The 716-nt window shown below is 45.1% G+C and carries 1 protein-coding gene; it reads left to right on the top strand.

Annotated elements, in window-relative coordinates:
• A partial coding sequence (locus I6E24_RS16515) for an IS110 family RNA-guided transposase (protein WP_235329805.1) occupies positions 1–685 on the top strand: 685 nt, incomplete at its 5' end.
• Positions 686–716: the final 31 nt, after the last annotated feature.

The raw sequence follows: 716 nt of genomic DNA, 5'->3' as shown, positions 1-716 counted from the left end.
GGAACTTCGTTCTTTGATAAGGATGAGAAACCTGATAGTAAAAGACAGCACCCGTGCGAAGAACCGCATCAAGTCTCTTCTTCGTTTTCATGGCGTAGAGATACCGGAAGAGTTTACCCGCTGCTCCATTGGCTGTTGGTCCAAACGCTTCCTTTCCTGGTTACAGGCTCTTGAACTGTCCACTGAGTATGGCAAGAAGACTTTGGAACTGCACCTGGAACAGTTCGTGCGTCTTCGTAAGATGCTTCTACAGGAGACACGTGCCATCCGTGAGATTTCACGTAAAGCTCCTTTTGAGAAGCCGATACGCTTTCTGACTTCTGTTCCCGGAATAGGCGTTACTACAGCTGCCACCCTGATGGTTGAGCTTGATGATATAGTGCGTTTTAAGAATGCTGACCATCTGGCTTCTTTCATCGGTCTGGTACCAATGTGTCATTCGAGCGGTGAAAGTAACGGCACAGGAGATATAACTGTACGCCGGCATTTCATGCTTCGGTGTCTTTTGATAGAAGCCGCATGGATTGCAATCCGCAAGGATCCTGCAATGACCGTAGCCTATACGGAATACCGTAAACGTATGAATCCTCAGAAATCAATTGTAAAGATAGCCAGACGGCTTGTAAACAGAATATACTATGTACTCAAACATGAAAAGGAATATATACCGTGTGTTGTCAAATGATACAGAATCCTATAAGGTAAAACAGCTTTCT

The organism is Bacteroides caecigallinarum (assembly GCF_021530995.1).
In the GTDB taxonomy this organism is placed as follows: domain Bacteria; phylum Bacteroidota; class Bacteroidia; order Bacteroidales; family Bacteroidaceae; genus Phocaeicola; species Phocaeicola faecigallinarum.
Note: the sequence above shows the minus strand (reverse complement) of the source record. Positions and strands in the feature narration are given on the sequence as shown.